Below are 13,971 nucleotides of genomic sequence, written 5' to 3'. Positions count from 1 at the left end.
GATTGGAGAGCTTGTTAGCAATGGCACAATGGAACGGGCAATGGGACAGCCTGGAGAAGTCGGCGGAAGAGAATGCCGCGGGGAAATTGAAGGAAATCGACGAAATCGCCCAGCGCAATCAGTGGAAGGTCATTCGGGCGTTTCAACGGAACAAGGTGAGCGATTTTCATTTCGCATCGTCGACCGGGTACGGATATAACGACCGGGGGAGGGAATTGCTGGACGAAGTATACGCCGAGGCGTTCGGAGCGGAAGCCGCCCTCGTTCGCCCTCATTTCGTATCGGGAACCCATACGATCGGCATCGCCCTGTTCGGCGTTGTGCGTCCGCAGGACGAAATCGTGTTCGTGACGGGCAAGCCGTACGACACCCTCCACAAAGTGATCGGAAAGCCCGGGGACGGCACCGGCTCCCTTGCGGACTGGGGCGTCCGCTCGGTCGTCGCTCCGCTTCGGGAGGACGGGAGCGTGGATTGGGATGCCGTTCGCGCGTCCGTGACGGAGCGCACGAAAGTGTTCGCCATTCAGCGCTCGCGCGGCTACGATTGGCGGCCTTCCTTCACCGTCGCCGAGATCGGCGAGATGGTTCGGCAGTTGAAAGCGATCAAGCCGGACGCGATCGTCTTCGTCGACAATTGCTACGGCGAATTTACGGAGGACAAGGAACCGCCCGAAGTCGGCGTCGATCTGATCGCCGGATCGCTGATCAAAAACCCTGGAGGCGGACTTGCGGCAAGCGGCGGCTACATCGCCGGACGGCGCGAGCTGGTCGAGCTGGCGGCTTACCGGTTGACCGCGCCCGGAATCGGGGGCGAAGTCGGCGCGATGCTCGGAACGACGCGATCGATTTTTCAAGGGTTGTACATGGCGCCGCTGCTCGTCAGCCAGGCGGTAAAGGGCAGCGTGTTCGCGGCGGCCGTGTTCGAATCGCTCGGGTTTGAGACGCATCCCGCCTGGAACGACAATCGGACCGACCTGATCCAGGCGATCCGCTTTACGTCCGCCGAGCATTTGATCGCATTCGTTCAGGCCATTCAGAAATCCGCGGCCGTGGATGCCCACGTCGTTCCCGAACCGTGGGACATGCCCGGATACGAGCACCCGGTCATTATGGCGGCCGGCACGTTCGTGCAGGGGGGCAGCCTTGAGCTTTCGGCGGACGCGCCGATCCGCGAACCTTACATTGCGTTTATGCAGGGCGGCCTAACGTACGCCCATGTCAAGCTGGCGGTCCATCAAGCGTTATCGGACTTGCGGGAACGCGGACTGCTCTGACCGGAATCGACACGAATCCGTCAATTTGCGAGAAGAAATTTACGCCTTAAACCTTACATTCCTTGACACGTATTTGTAATGAGGGTACAATGGAAGTGTTTACAAAATTTATGCTTGATGATGGAAGGTTGATGTTATGGCTGGGGACGAGATACGCAGGAATATGGCGCTGTTTCCGATCGGCATCGTCATGAAGCTGACGGACCTGACGGCCCGGCAAATCCGGTACTACGAACAACATGAATTGATTCAACCGGCCCGGACGGCAGGCAACCAACGAATGTTTTCTTTTAACGATGTCGAACGTCTGCTGGAAATCAAAGCGCTAATCGAGAAAGGCGTCAATATCGCCGGAATCAAGCAAGTGATGATCCCGGTAGGGGAAGACAGCGACGACAGAACGATCATAAACGAGCAAACCGAAGTCAAGCGGCGCGAGCTGTCGGATTCGCAGCTGCACCGCATGCTGAAGCAGCAGCTGATGCAGGGCAAGCGCCCGGGGCAGGTGTCGCTCATTCAGGGCGAGCTGTCGCGTTTTTTCAAGAACAAGTAAACGTCTTCCCGATCTGAGAATCCAGAATTTTTGAGGAGGTTCCCATGAGCTACACGCGCGAGGATATTTTGCGGATTGCCAAAGAAGAGAACGTTCGATTCATCCGCTTGCAATTTACCGATTTGATGGGAATTATCAAAAACGTCGAAATTCCCGTCAGCCAATTGGAGAAGGCGCTCGACAACAAGATGATGTTCGACGGCTCTTCGATCGAAGGCTATGTAAGAATCGAAGAGTCCGACATGTATTTGTACCCGGACCTGAGCACATGGGTCGTATTCCCTTGGGTGACGGAAGACAAAGTCGCCCGCCTTATTTGCGACGTATACATGCCGGACGGCACGCCGTTCGCGGGCGATCCGCGCGGCATTTTGAAACGGGTGCTGGAGGAAGCCGCCGAGATGGGCTTCACCGCGATGAACGTCGGCCCGGAGCCGGAATTTTTCCTGTTCCAGACCGACGAGAAAGGCAATCCGACGACCGAATTGAACGACCAGGGCGGTTATTTCGACCTCGCGCCGACCGATCTCGGCGAGAACTGCCGCCGCGATATCGTGCTGACGCTGGAGGAAATGGGCTTCGAGATCGAAGCTTCGCACCACGAGGTCGCCCCGGGCCAACACGAAATCGATTTTAAATACGCGGACGCGATCCGTGCGGCCGACCAGATCCAGACGTTCAAGTTAGTGGTCAAAACGATCGCGCGCCAGCACGGCCTGCATGCGACGTTCATGCCCAAGCCGTTATTCGGAATCAACGGTTCCGGCATGCACTGCCATCAATCGCTGTTTACCGGCAGCGAGAACGCGTTCTATGACGAAAACGACAAGCTGGGCCTGAGCACCGTCGCGCGCCAATACATGGCGGGCATCTTGCACCATGCTCGCGGACTGGCCGTCATTACGAATCCGACGATCAATTCGTACAAGCGCCTCGTTCCCGGATACGAAGCGCCGTGCTATGTCGCCTGGTCGGCGAGCAACCGCAGCCCGATGATCCGGATTCCGGCTTCCCGCGGACTCAGCACGCGCGTCGAGGTCCGCAATCCCGATCCGGCCGCCAACCCGTATTTGGCCCTGGCGGTCATGCTGAAGGCGGGCCTGGACGGCATCAAGCGGAAGCTGCCCCTTCCGGCGCCGGTCGACCGCAACATTTACGTTATGACCGACGAAGAGCGGATCGACGCCGGCATTCCAAGCCTCCCGGTCGACCTGCACGAAGCGCTGAACGAGCTGATGCGCGACGAAGTCATCTGCGACGCTCTCGGCGACCACGCGTTGAGCTATTTCTACGAGCTGAAAGCGATCGAATGGGACATGTACCGGACCCAAATTCACCAGTGGGAGCGGGACCAATATTTGATGACGTATTGAGAAACGAACGATGGAAATCCCTTGGCGCTTCGGCGCCGGGGGATTTTTTCGTGTACGGCCTCGGACGCATGATGTTCCGATCCAAGGCCATACTGATACGGAATCGTCGCCGCAAAGGCGGACAGGAGGGGATAGGATGAACACGCAGCGCGCATCGGAAATCGCCGCATCGCCGATCATGGCGAATGTGACGCTCGACGGAACTCCGGTTTACATCCAGCATGTCGACGAGGACACCGAAATGGCCCGCGTGTTCCCGCTGGACCATCCGGAGCGGGAATTGAGCGTGCCGGTCGGCGAGCTGGCGGAACAGCCGGCGGAGGAATAGGAACGCGCAATAAAGAGAGGCCGCTCGCCCGGCATCCGGATGCCGGGGCGGGGCCTCTTTTTGCCGATCAGACTTTAATATCCAGCTTGCCGCCCAAATTCGGATCGAGGCTTTGGCTCGCCATTTGCACGAACATTTGGCCCTGGATTTCCGCCTGGTTTTTCGCCATCGCCAGCACTTGGATCCCCACCGATTGCTTGAGCGCGGATTGACTTAACGAGATCGATAGAGCTCCAACGTCCATTCGTTCCACCTCCCCCTGCATTCATTATCGGATGCGCTAAACAAAAGATGAAGTTTCTAACATGCATTTAACATTCGGATAACAATTCCATTCTTTTAAATGTCGGTTCGTTTTGCTAACATTAATTTAAAAAAAGCAAAGGATTTGTGCGGAACATGTCTCCCCCAACATTGGAAACAAGGGCCTATCAGGAACTTCGCCGGAGAATCATCGCGGCGGAATATTTGCCCGGCACGCTGCTCTCGGAAAACGATCTTGCCGAGCAGCTGCAAATGAGCCGGACGCCGATCAGGGCGGCGATTTCTTTGCTCGTGACGGAAGGGTTCGTCGAATCGTTTCGCGGGCGCGGGGTTATGGTCAAGGAAATTTCGTTTCGCGAATATGCGGAAATGATCGAAGTGCTCATTTCGATGCAGCTTTACGTCATCAACACGGCGGAAAGACGCGGGTTGACGTTCGACCTGCAGGCGCTCGGCAGCCATCTCGAGCGTCAAATCGAGGCGAAGGAAGCCAACGACGTCCCCGGCTATTACGAAAGCTTTCTGCTGTTTGTCGAAACGATCATTCGAACGATTCACAATCAGCACATGCTGGGCGTGCTCGAGCAGACGAGAGGCCGATTTTTATTCAAAATCATTTCCTATCGCAAGCAATTCCCGCAGCATAAGCCGAGCAAATCGCTGGAATCGAACCGGAAAGCGTACGAGGCGCTTGTCAGGGGAGATCTGGAAGCGGCCAAAGCGGCGATTTTGGAAATTTATACGGTGACTTATGAAAGTTTGATTATGAACGGAATTATATAAAGAGAACGACGGGCTTTTCGAAGCTCGTTTTTTATTTTTTTTCTATAAAATTTAACAAAAAGGAGTCGGTTCGTTAACACACAACTTACATACAACCTGCACACTGTTTATATGGCCAATATTGAAATTCGGAAAGGAAGCGTAACGAAAATGACGACCTCATTGGATCGCAAGCGCAACGAAATGTTTATTGACGAAAGCCGGTTCGCCACGGACAAGCGTCCGTGGTTCGGGCAATTGCCCGAAGGGTTGAACGGAAACTTCTCCTTCGCCGTTATGGGGGACCGCAGCGGCATGATGACCGCCGGAGTGTTCGAGCAAGCGCTGGAACTGCTGAAAGATTTGAGGCCGGATTTTGTCCTCTTTGTCGGGGACCTGGTGGAAGGCTACTGGAAGGACGCCGCGAAAGCGCGCGAAGAATGGGAGTATATCGACGGTCAAATCGCGGCGACCGGCTTGCCGTTCTTTCAGACGGTCGGCAACCACGATTACGGTACGCAGGCGATGGTCGACGTATGGCGCGAACGCAAAGGAGCGGATTACTACGCGTTTCGGGTCGGCGATACGCTTTTTCTGACGTTGAATACGGAAGATCCGTTCGAAGAGATGTCGGACGAGTTCATCGATCTGGTCAAGCGCGCGACGGAAAAGGTACATCGCGAGCCTGAGCGCACGCTGGACTATATGAAGGAGTTTTACGACGAAATCGTCAGCCGCCTGACCCCGGACCAATTGCAGGAGATGTCGAAAGTAGGTATCGGAATCGGCGACCGGCAGCTGGCGTTTTTCGAGAAAGTGCTGGCCGAAAATGAGGACGCAAGGCATACGTTCGTCAGCATGCACAAGCCGGGCTGGAAGTCGGATAGCCCGGAATTCGCCCGTATCGAATTGCTGCTGGGCGATCGGCCGTATACCGTTTTTGCCGGACATTTTCACTCGCTCGAGTTTTCGCGTCAGGACAACCGCACTTATATTCAGTTGGGCCGCACCGGAGCCGCCGCGCATGGAACCGAAAGAGCGGACGACAACCTCATGTTGTGGGTGAATGTTCGCGACGGCAACGTTTCCTATCGGGTCATGCATTTGGACGGGGTAACCGGCATCGAAGCTTACGCTCCTCGATCTCACGGGCATACAGAGGGATGACCGGATGGAGCCGGTCGATATCGGCTCCTGATTTCGAAAGACGCTTGCCGCTCGCGGGGGCATTGGCGACATGTATGCCGCCATGCCGGACAACGCATGCAAAAACACGCCCGATACGGGCGTGTTTTTGCATGTTATGACTTTGTAAACAAGCGGATGACATACGCGATCGCCGATAAAATGACGCTGATCAAAATGCAGGTGACGATCGGAAAATAGAAGCGGACGTTCCCTTTCTCGAACGATAGATCCCCGGGCAGCCTGCCCAGATTCAGGTACCGGCCCGCGACCATCCAGATCAGCCCGACGACGATGAGCAGAACGCCGGCGCCGATCAGCAGCTTCGGCATGGAATTCACAGCATCACCCATTCCCAGAAATTGGACCCCGCGATCGGATTCGGAACCCGGGCGGGAAAAGCCGGATAAGAGGATGAGGCCTTGGCGCGGGCTTGGCCGATCAATGGAAGTTGCGAATAAGCCCGACCACTTTCCCGAGGATGGTCACGTGCTTGAGCCGAAGCGGTTCCATGGTGCTGTTCTCCGGCTGAAGCCGGATATGGTCCTTCTCCTTGTAAAACGTCTTGACCGTCGCTTCGTCGTCCTCGGTCATCGCGACGACGATGTCGCCGTTGTTGGCTGTCTGCTGCTGGCGGACGATAACGTAATCTCCGTTGAAAATGCCCGCCTCGATCATACTCGAGCCGATGACCGACAGCATGAACACCGGCTGATCTCCCACCATATGAACCGGAAGGGGGTAATATTCCTCGATGTTCTCCGTGGCGGTAATCGGGACGCCGGCGGTCACTTTGCCGACGAGCGGAACGTGGCGCACCGAACGCGCGAACGGGTCGAACTTCTCCTCGTCGTCGCCAAGGATTTCGATGGCGCGAGGCTTGGTCGGATCGCGGCGGATCAGGCCCTTCTTCTCAAGGCGATCCAAATGGCCGTGCACGGTCGAGCTGGAGGCGAGGCCGACGGCTTCGCCGATTTCGCGGACGGACGGCGGGTAGCCCTTGTCTCTTACTTCGTTCTTGATAAATTCCAAAATCGCTGTCTGGCGATTCGACATCTTCGACACGCCGAAGCCCTCCCCGAATGAAATAAGATCTCTTTAGTAAATAATAACATAGAACCGGAGTTCGCACAAACATTCGTTCTCCGGGAACAAATGTTCCGGAAAATGCTTGATTCAAACGTATGTTCGTGTTATTCTGTGATCAGAACAAACGTTTGGGGTGAGCTCGATGGTTCAAGTATGGGTAATGAATTCAACCAATAGCTCTGTACATAAGCGCAACCGGCATGCCGCAGGAGAAGGCTCTCGTCCGTCAACGGCGACTCGTTCCTTCAAAGCGGCTAGAGTTCTGTTCTTTCTTTTTTCTTTCTTCGTTTTATTTGCCGGCTTCAGCTTGTTGCGCTCGTTTGCCGAACCGGAGTCGATTCCGGAAGCCTCGGCCGTCGAGAGGTCGGTTGTCGCTTCGTCCGGCGACACGCTTTGGTCTATCGCGTCGGATTTCAAGAAGGACGGGATGGATACCCGGGACGCGGTCCATCGCATTATGAAGCGAAACGGCCTTTCGGCTTCCTCGATTGACGACGGGCAGAAATTGATCATACCTGCCGACGTTCTTCCATGAGTTTTGGAAACGGCGCGCGGTCATATACGTATATCTTAAGGTCGGCCCGCAAACGAGGGCGGCCTTTTTCGATTGTCTTCGCCTTGACAGCGGACAAAAGAAAATGTCAAAGTATATAGAAGGATTAGCGGCAACGGAAGGGGAGTGAACGCAAGATGCAGGAGCTGATCGCCAGAATTAACGAGCTGTCTCGAAAACATAAATCGGTCGGTTTGACGGAAGAGGAAAAAGTCGAACGCGATAAGCTGAGACGCCAGTATTTGGGCAACATCAGGCAACAGTTTCGACAGCAGCTGGACAGCATCGAATGGACCGACGAACCGCCGCCGCCCAAGCATTGACGCACGATTGGAAGCAGCCGAAGGAGGAGCCCGAATGTCCCGCTCATGGGAGAGAATGATCGAACGCAATCAGAAACAGGTAAACAAGCGCCGTAAAAAGGAAGGCAAGCAAGCGTTGTCGGCAGCCGGTTCCAAAGTCGAGAAATTCAAGGGACGGAGCTATTTCGCGCCGATTTTACTGCTGCTTGTCGCGGCGTTTTTTATTGTCGTCTCCCAGCCGTGGTCAGACGCCTACGAGCAAAACGCGACGCTGTTTTGGCTGACGGTCGTCGCTTACGTTCTGCTTGCGTTGGTTTATTTTTTGCGTCGCCCTTATTTGTCGATTGCGAAGGATGCTTTGGAAACCCGGCGCTTTACGGGGTACAAGCGGTTGAAGCCGGCGGAAATCCGCAAAATCGTGCAGCAGCCCGGTTATATCATCGTTGAAACCGTGAAAGGCGGAAACTGGGTGTTTTCCCGTTTCAAAAACCTTTACCCGATCGAGGAGATGGGCGAACGCCTGCGGGAATATGCAATCGCGCACAAGATCGAATGGGAGCAACGCGAAACGGTCAAAGCGCAGAGCGATAAGGAGAAGTGGACCGGAAAATGACGATCAAAGCGGTACTGTTTGATTTGGACGATACGCTGCTGTGGGACGAGCGCAGCGTCAAAGAAGCGTTTGAAGCGACCGCAAGCTGCGGAGCGGAGCGCGCGGGCTTGGCGGCCGACGCGCTGGAAGCGGCGGTCCGCGCCGAGGCGCGCGGACTTTACGAGAATTATGAAACGTATCCCTTTACCCAAATGATCGGCATCAATCCGTTCGAAGGCTTGTGGGGGAATTTCAGCGGCGGCGAGCACCCGATGTTCCGCAAGCTGCAAGGAATCGCGCCGGGCTACCGGCGGGACGCCTGGACCCGAGGGCTGGCCGCGCTCGGCGTCGATAACGCGGCGCTCGGCGCGGAACTGGGCGAGATGTTCGCGTCGGAGCGGCGCAAGCGTTCGCACATTTACGACGAGACGTTCGAGGTATTGGACGAGCTGAAAAAGTCGTACAAGCTTCTGCTGCTGACGAACGGATCGCCCGATCTGCAGCAGGAAAAACTGGACGGAGCTCCGGAGCTCGTTCCTTACTTCGACGAAATCGTCATTTCCGGAAACTTCGGCGAAGGCAAGCCGTCGCCCCGGTTGTTCGAATTCGCCCTCGGCCGGCTGGGCATCGAGAAGTCCGAAGGCGTTATGGTCGGCGACAAGCTGACGACGGATATTAAAGGGGCGAACGGCATCGGCATGACGTCGATCTGGATTAACCGCCACGGGACGACCCGGGACGACGAGATCGTGCCGGCGTATGAAATCGCCAGCCTGACGGAGCTCCCGAAGCTGCTCGAACGTCTGTCCTCTTAACGAATCGATGATTTGATCGAACAGATTCTTGAAAAGAAAATCCCCGGCCGTCAAACCTTTGGTTTGAGCGGGCCGGGGATTTTTTCGATGTGCGGTTCTCTTAAGGTCGCAGCCGACCGGATTATTTTACGAATTCCGGATCCTGGAACGGGTGCGCGATCCAGCCTTCGGTTTCGATGAACAAACGCACGGCGACGACTTTGCGGGATTCCGTCAGCGTAAAGAAGTGCGGATTGCCTTCCGGAACGGAAATGACGTCGCCGGCCGTCAGAATGACGTCAAAGTAGCCGACGGAATCGTCGCCTTTGATGATGAAGATGCCTTCGCCCGCGGCGATGGCGCGAACTTCGTCTTCGGTGTGCGTGTGAACTTGCTCGAATTTTTTCAGCAATTCTTCGATGTTGGGCGTAGCGTCCGAGAGGGCGACGATGTCCCAGGTTTTGTAGCCGCGGCGGCCGGCCAGGTCGCGAATTTCGGCGTCGAACGTGGACAGGATTTCTTGCTTGTCCTCGTCGGTCAGGCTGAAATTTTCCCGCAGGCGTTCCGGCAGCTTGGACGGATCCCAGTGTTCGTACAGTACGCCTTGCTTCTCCAGGAAGGCGCCGACATTCGCTTCTCCTTCGATCAACTCGTTCGTATTGCGAACGCGAATTTTAGCCATGGTTAATTCCTTCTTTCCCCATAAGAATTAGAGTAATTGTATTATAAACCAAAGTTCGCCGCCTGTCGACGTGATACGAGCATCTTTCCGAGTTCATCCGATTCTGGTAGTATAAAGGTTAACGATTTTTTCAGATGGAGGAAAGTCGCCCAATTATGACTTTAACGTATATGAAGCCGTCTTTGCAAGAGGAGATGGCCAAGCGCATTTTGATACTCGACGGTGCAATGGGCACGATGATTCAACAGGAAAATCTCGGCCCGGAAGACTTCGGCGGCGAGGAGCTGGAAGGCTGCAACGAGATGCTCGTGCTTACGAGGCCGGACGTCATTGCCAAAATCCACGAGGCTTATTTGGCCGCGGGTTCGGATATTATCGAGACGAATACGTTCGGCGCGACCAGCGTCGTGCTCGCGGAATACGATATTCCCGAGAAAGCGCGGGAAATCAACCTGGCCGCGGCGAAAATCGCTAGAGAAGCTTGCGAACGCCATTCGACGCCGGACAAACCGCGTTACGTCGCGGGCGCGCTGGGACCGACGACGAAGACGTTGTCCGTCACGGGCGGCGTCACCTTCGATCAGCTCGTCGCTTCCTACCGGGAGCAGACGGAAGCGCTGCTCGAAGGCGGCGTCGACGTGCTGCTGATCGAAACGTGCCAGGATACGCTTAACGTGAAGGCGGCCGGCATCGGCGTCAGGCAAGCGTTCGAAACCGCGGGACGCAAAGTTCCGGTCATGATCAGCGGCACGATCGAGCCGATGGGGACGACGCTGGCCGGCCAAAGCATCGAATCGTTCTACATTTCGCTGGAGCACCTCGATCCGATTTCGGTCGGCCTGAACTGCGCGACCGGCCCGGAATTTATGCGCGATCACATCCGGACGCTGGCGGGCATTGCCGACCGCGCGGTCAGCTGCTACCCGAATGCCGGACTCCCGGACGAAAACGGGAATTACCACGAGTCCCCGGAATCGCTCGCCAAAAAGCTCCGCGCGTTCGCCGAGCAGGGCTGGCTCAACGTCGCCGGCGGCTGCTGCGGCACGACGCCGGCCCACATCGCCGCCATGGCGGAAGCGATGAAGGACGTCGCGCCGCGCAAGCCCGAGGGCGCGCACGCTCCGGCCGTATCCGGCATCGAGACGGTATACGTGGAGGACGGCGGCCGGCCCTATATGGTCGGCGAACGGACGAACGTGCTGGGCTCGCGCAAGTTCAAGCGGCTCATCGCGGAAGGCAAGTACGAGGAAGCTTCCGAAATTGCCCGCGCCCAGGTGAAAAGCGGCGCGCAGGTGATCGACATTTGCGTGCAGGACCCGGACCGCGACGAAGCGGAGGACATGAAGCGTTTTCTCGAATTCGTCACGAAAAAGGTGAAAGCCCCGTTCATGGTCGACACGACCGACCCGGCGGTTATCGAGCTTGCGCTCAAGTACATTCAGGGCAAATCGATCATCAACTCGATCAACCTCGAAGACGGGGAAGAGAAATTCGAGAAGGTGATGCCGATCGTTCACCGGTACGGAGCGGCCGTCGTCGTCGGCACGATCGACGAGCGCGGCCAGGCGATCACCCGGGAAGACAAGCTTGAGGTGGCCGTCCGGTCCCGCGATTTGCTCGTGAACAAGTACGGCTTAAAGGAAGAGGACATCATTTTCGACCCGCTCGTGTTCCCCGTCGGGACGGGCGACGAGCAATATATCGGTTCCGCCAAGGAAACGATCGAAGGCATCCGGCTGATCAAGGAAGCGATGCCGAAATGCCATACGATTTTGGGCTTGAGCAACATCTCGTTCGGCTTGCCCGAGGCGGGCCGGGAAGTGCTCAATTCCGTTTTCCTCTACGAATGCACGAAAGCGGGCCTGGATTACGCGATCGTCAACACCGAGAAAGTCGAGCGCTACGCGTCCATCCCGGCGGAGGAGCGGCAGCTTGCGGAGGAACTTCTGTACAACACGAACGACGAGACGCTTGCGGCGTTCGTGGCGGCGTTCCGCGACAAAAAAGTCGAGAAAAAGGCGAAGGCCGAAAATTTGACCTTGGAGGAGCGCCTGGCCGGATACGTGGTGGAGGGGAGCAAGGACGGCCTGCTTGCCGATCTCGACCTGGCCCTGGCCAAGTACAGCCCGCTCGAGATCATTAACGGCCCGCTGATGGACGGCATGACGGAAGTCGGACGGCTGTTCAACAACAACGAGCTGATCGTGGCGGAAGTGCTCCAAAGCGCCGAAGTGATGAAGGCGTCCGTCGCTTATCTCGAGCCGCATATGGAAAAGGCCGATTCCGCCGTCAAAGGCAAAATCATGCTCGCCACGGTCAAAGGCGACGTTCACGATATCGGCAAAAACCTGGTCGAAATCATTCTTTCGAACAACGGGTACAAAATCGTCAACCTGGGCATCAAGGTGCCGCCGGAGCAGCTGGTCGAAGCCTACCGGGCCGAGAAGCCCGACGCGATCGGCCTTTCCGGCCTGCTCGTCAAGTCCGCCCAGCAGATGGTGCTCACCGCGCAGGATTTGCGCAATGCGGGCATCGACGCGCCGATTCTCGTCGGCGGGGCGGCGTTGACGCGGAAATTCACGAAAACGCGCATCGCCCCGAGTACGACGGCATCGTGCTTTACGCCAAAGACGCGATGGACGGCCTGGATTTGGCCAACAAGCTGAGCAATCCGGAACAACGCGAGCAAATGGTGCAGGAGCATAAAGCCGCTTTGGCGACGCTGACGCTTGCGGACGAGGAGAAAAAAGAGCAGCCGGAGTTGACCCGGGCGCGGCGGTCCAACATTTCGCCGGATGCGCCGGTGTTCTCGCCGCCGGACTACGACCGGCATGTGCTGCGCGACTATCCGCTGTCCCACATTTTGCCGTACGTCAACCTGCAAATGCTGATGGGACATCACCTCGGCCTCAAAGGGAACGTCGACGAGCTTCTCGCCAAAGGAGACGAAAAGGCGGTTCAACTGAAGGAAACGGTCGACGGCATCCTGCTGAATGCGGAAAAGGAAGGCTGGATGAAGCCCCAGGCGATGTACCGGTTTTTCCCGGCGCAATCGGAGGGCAACGACATCCTCGTTTACGATCCGGAAGACCGCTCGCGGATTTTGCACCGGTTCACGTTCCCGCGCCAAGCGGTGGAGCCCTATCTGTGTTTGTCCGACTTTTTGAAATCGGTCGAGAGCGGCATCATGGATTCGGTCGCCTTCATGGTCGTCACGGCCGGCCCGGGCGCGCGCGAGCAGGCCGAAGAGTGGAAAAAGAGCGGCGATTACTTGCGCTCCCATGCTCTTTCCGCGTCCGCGCTGGAAGTGGCGGAGGGGCTTGCGGAACGCGTACACCAGATCATCCGCGACTTGTGGGGATTCCCCGACCCGGCGGAAATGACGATGAAGCAGCGGTTCGGCGCAAGGTACCAGGGCATTCGGGTATCGTTCGGCTATCCGGCTTGTCCCGACCTGGAAGATCAAGGGCCGCTGTTCGCCTTAATGAAGCCGGAGGATATCGGCGTCGAGCTGACGGAAGGGTTCATGATGGAGCCGGAAGCTTCCGTCTCCGCCATGGTGTTCGCCCACCCGGAAGCGAAATATTTTAACGTCGATAAAAGTTAATGCCATAAAATAAATGCCCCGATCCCATGCCGCCGCGCGTTTCAGGCGCAGGCTGAGGATCGGGGGCTTTTTTTGGGGGCGGGCATAAATGGGGAGCGATCGCCCCTCGGGACGTTCGTTACTCGTCTCCGGCTTCCGCTTCGTCTTTAATTTCGCTGCGGTACCGCTCGATGCTGTTGCGCCGGCGCGCGTTTTTGTCGGAAATCGATTCGGCCTCTTCGGGGCTGATTTCCTCCGCGTGCTCGGCCAAATAATCCTCGGCTTCCTCGAGATTGCCGATCGTATGTTGAACGGCTTCCTGCAAATGCTCCACGTTATCGGAACGGTCGTCCGGCTTTGCCATCGCTTGTGCATCCTCCCGTCGTGATGGATTCGTTATCGATTCGGAAGCGGCTGCTTCCCGTCGATAGGATAACTAATGGCTTCGCGTTCTATGCGGAAAGAGCGGTCGGAGGAAACGATGTATCGTTCGATTCGGATGATAAGGAGCGCAGACGGCTAAGAAGGGGACTGGATGGACTGCTTGGGCGGTAATGCGGACGCGTGGCGGCAAAGAAGGGGACTTACAGGGGCGGAAACGAGAGCGCTGGAGGGACATGAGGATCGTTTAAGC

General features: G+C 56.9%; 14 protein-coding genes and 1 pseudogene. 10 read left to right on the top strand and 5 right to left on the bottom strand.

The annotated features are described in order from the left end of the window. Window positions 1-20 precede the first annotated feature (20 nt). The 4 genes from JW799_RS22470 to JW799_RS22455 all read left to right on the top strand — a co-directional run bounded on the left by JW799_RS22470 (window position 21) and on the right by JW799_RS22455 (window position 3,528). Window positions 21-1,274, top strand: a complete 1,254-nt coding sequence (locus tag JW799_RS22470; RefSeq protein ID WP_205431770.1) for a methionine gamma-lyase family protein — start codon at window positions 21-23, stop codon at window positions 1,272-1,274. A 136-nt stretch (window positions 1,275-1,410) separates the two neighbouring features. Continuing rightward, window positions 1,411-1,827 carry a MerR family transcriptional regulator gene (locus JW799_RS22465; RefSeq protein ID WP_080839627.1) on the top strand — a complete coding sequence of 139 codons (417 nt, stop codon included), beginning with the start codon at window positions 1,411-1,413 and terminating at the stop codon, window positions 1,825-1,827. 44 nt (window positions 1,828-1,871) lie between these two features. Beyond that, a complete protein-coding gene (glnA, locus tag JW799_RS22460) occupies window positions 1,872-3,200 on the top strand; it encodes a type I glutamate--ammonia ligase (protein ID WP_080839625.1) in 1,329 nt (442 codons plus the stop codon). Window positions 3,201-3,336: 136 nt separating this feature from the next. Continuing rightward, window positions 3,337-3,528, top strand: a complete 192-nt coding sequence (locus tag JW799_RS22455) for an H-type small acid-soluble spore protein (protein ID WP_205431768.1) — start codon at window positions 3,337-3,339, stop codon at window positions 3,526-3,528. 67 nt (window positions 3,529-3,595) lie between these two features. Here JW799_RS22455 and JW799_RS22450 read toward each other — a convergent pair whose 3' ends face one another. Further along, window positions 3,596-3,772 (bottom strand): YjfB family protein, encoded by a 177-nt coding sequence (locus JW799_RS22450; protein WP_080839621.1) that lies wholly within the window; start codon window positions 3,770-3,772, stop codon window positions 3,596-3,598. Window positions 3,773-3,927: 155 nt separating this feature from the next. On the opposite strand from JW799_RS22450, the gene JW799_RS22445 reads away from it, so the two are divergent. Together JW799_RS22445 and JW799_RS22440 are read left to right on the top strand one after the other, a co-directional pair. Beyond that, a complete protein-coding gene (locus tag JW799_RS22445) occupies window positions 3,928-4,575 on the top strand; it encodes a GntR family transcriptional regulator (protein WP_080839619.1) in 648 nt (215 codons plus the stop codon). 150 nt (window positions 4,576-4,725) lie between these two features. Next, complete coding sequence (locus JW799_RS22440) at window positions 4,726-5,721, top strand: metallophosphoesterase family protein (protein WP_176220881.1); 996 nt, start codon at window positions 4,726-4,728, stop codon at window positions 5,719-5,721. 134 nt (window positions 5,722-5,855) lie between these two features. Here JW799_RS22440 and JW799_RS22435 read toward each other — a convergent pair whose 3' ends face one another. Further along, the gene (locus tag JW799_RS22435; protein ID WP_080839616.1) at window positions 5,856-6,080 is read right to left on the bottom strand and encodes a DUF2905 domain-containing protein; all 225 of its coding nucleotides are present in this window, start codon (window positions 6,078-6,080) and stop codon (window positions 5,856-5,858) included. A gap of 100 nt (window positions 6,081-6,180) precedes the next feature. Next, window positions 6,181-6,804: a transcriptional repressor LexA gene (gene lexA / locus JW799_RS22430; RefSeq protein ID WP_080839614.1), complete on the bottom strand. Its 624-nt coding sequence runs from the start codon at window positions 6,802-6,804 to the stop codon at window positions 6,181-6,183. Window positions 6,805-7,518: 714 nt separating this feature from the next. Here lexA and JW799_RS22420 point away from each other — a divergent pair. The 3 genes from JW799_RS22420 to JW799_RS22410 are packed head-to-tail and all read left to right on the top strand — an operon-like array spanning window position 7,519 to window position 9,090. After that, on the top strand, window positions 7,519-7,704 hold the full coding sequence (locus JW799_RS22420; RefSeq protein WP_080839611.1) for a DUF896 domain-containing protein: 186 nt from the start codon (window positions 7,519-7,521) through the stop codon (window positions 7,702-7,704). Window positions 7,705-7,738: 34 nt separating this feature from the next. Beyond that, window positions 7,739-8,296, top strand: coding sequence for a hypothetical protein (locus JW799_RS22415; protein WP_205431766.1), 558 nt, complete (start codon window positions 7,739-7,741; stop codon window positions 8,294-8,296). Further along, window positions 8,293-9,090, top strand: a complete 798-nt coding sequence (locus JW799_RS22410) for an HAD family hydrolase (RefSeq protein ID WP_205431765.1) — start codon at window positions 8,293-8,295, stop codon at window positions 9,088-9,090. The genes JW799_RS22415 and JW799_RS22410 overlap by 4 nt, the downstream gene beginning before the upstream one ends. 121 nt (window positions 9,091-9,211) lie before the next feature. On the opposite strand, the gene JW799_RS22405 is transcribed toward JW799_RS22410, so the two are convergent. Further along, a complete protein-coding gene (locus tag JW799_RS22405; RefSeq protein WP_080839605.1) occupies window positions 9,212-9,751 on the bottom strand; it encodes a 1,2-dihydroxy-3-keto-5-methylthiopentene dioxygenase in 540 nt (179 codons plus the stop codon). 170 nt (window positions 9,752-9,921) lie between these two features. On the opposite strand from JW799_RS22405, the pseudogene metH reads away from it, so the two are divergent. Beyond that, window positions 9,922-13,358, top strand: a pseudogene (gene metH, locus JW799_RS22400) (methionine synthase). Between the two features lie 118 nt (window positions 13,359-13,476). On the opposite strand, the gene tlp reads toward metH, so the two are convergent. Continuing rightward, entirely contained in the window at window positions 13,477-13,701 is a 225-nt protein-coding gene (gene tlp / locus JW799_RS22395) for a small acid-soluble spore protein Tlp (protein WP_205431763.1), read from the bottom strand. Window positions 13,702-13,971 lie beyond the last annotated feature (270 nt).

This window comes from Cohnella algarum (genome assembly GCF_016937515.1).
Taxonomy (GTDB): Bacteria; Bacillota; Bacilli; order Paenibacillales; family Paenibacillaceae; genus Cohnella; species Cohnella algarum.
This window is presented reverse-complemented; position numbering and strand designations above follow the sequence as displayed.

Coding starts and splice junctions, on each gene's coding strand:
- JW799_RS22470 (WP_205431770.1), top strand. CDS start 21: ATGGCACAATGGAACGGGCAATGGGACAGCCTGGAGAAGTCGGCGGAA.
- JW799_RS22465 (WP_080839627.1), top strand. CDS start 1,411: ATGGCTGGGGACGAGATACGCAGGAATATGGCGCTGTTTCCGATCGGC.
- glnA (WP_080839625.1), top strand. CDS start 1,872: ATGAGCTACACGCGCGAGGATATTTTGCGGATTGCCAAAGAAGAGAAC.
- JW799_RS22455 (WP_205431768.1), top strand. CDS start 3,337: ATGAACACGCAGCGCGCATCGGAAATCGCCGCATCGCCGATCATGGCG.
- JW799_RS22450 (WP_080839621.1), bottom strand. CDS start 3,772: ATGGACGTTGGAGCTCTATCGATCTCGTTAAGTCAATCCGCGCTCAAG.
- JW799_RS22445 (WP_080839619.1), top strand. CDS start 3,928: ATGTCTCCCCCAACATTGGAAACAAGGGCCTATCAGGAACTTCGCCGG.
- JW799_RS22440 (WP_176220881.1), top strand. CDS start 4,726: ATGACGACCTCATTGGATCGCAAGCGCAACGAAATGTTTATTGACGAA.
- JW799_RS22420 (WP_080839611.1), top strand. CDS start 7,519: ATGCAGGAGCTGATCGCCAGAATTAACGAGCTGTCTCGAAAACATAAA.
- JW799_RS22415 (WP_205431766.1), top strand. CDS start 7,739: ATGTCCCGCTCATGGGAGAGAATGATCGAACGCAATCAGAAACAGGTA.
- JW799_RS22410 (WP_205431765.1), top strand. CDS start 8,293: ATGACGATCAAAGCGGTACTGTTTGATTTGGACGATACGCTGCTGTGG.
- JW799_RS22405 (WP_080839605.1), bottom strand. CDS start 9,751: ATGGCTAAAATTCGCGTTCGCAATACGAACGAGTTGATCGAAGGAGAA.
- tlp (WP_205431763.1), bottom strand. CDS start 13,701: ATGGCAAAGCCGGACGACCGTTCCGATAACGTGGAGCATTTGCAGGAA.